This is a genomic window from Vibrio sp. D173a, from assembly GCF_030248475.1.
Map to the genome: position 1 here is coordinate 1 of NZ_JAHGAH010001130.1, position 619 is coordinate 619.

At 50.4% G+C, this 619-nt stretch carries 1 pseudogene; it reads left to right on the forward strand.

The features are described 5' to 3' along the window. Window positions 1-134: 134 nt before the first annotated feature. Window positions 135-619, forward strand: a pseudogene (locus KIV40_RS31770) (PhnE/PtxC family ABC transporter permease); the annotation flags it as partial.

A 619-nucleotide genomic window follows, 5' to 3' on the forward strand; every position in this document is an offset into this window, starting at 1 on the left:
TTCGATGATGTACCAAGCAAGCTGACTGAAGATGTACTAACACAGATCTACGGTGAAGAAGATTGGAGTCAACAAGCGGAAGAAGATGAAGAGATCATCGCCACTTCAGCACCGCTTTCTGGGGCAATGGCATGATGCAGCAGCAATATCCAACCCACTGGACGAAACCGCCATTGATCAGCAACCCTTGGCTTCGTTGGGGCATCACTCTCTCTATCGCTGTATATCTGTCCCTCGCGACTCAATCTGTTGAGGTCAACTGGACTCGAATCTACGGAGGCAAGCTTAACCATGACGCTCACGTCTACGGTCGCCGGTGTATTACTCTCGATTCCGTTCGGTTTTGGCGCGGCGAAAAACCTCGCTCCAACACCCGTTTACCTGTTCTGTCGTACTTTCATTTCGATTGCGCGTAGCTTACAAGAGATCATTGTCGCGATTCTTTGTGTGGCGCTGTTTGGCTTTGGTACCTTTGCCGGCTTTATTACCCTAACCTTCGCTACTATTGGTTTCTTAGCCAAGTTATTTGCCGATGAAATTGAAGCGATTGACCCTGCCCCACTGACGGCGATGCGCGCGACGGGTGCAAGCTGGCTACAGCAGGTTAACTACGCCATTC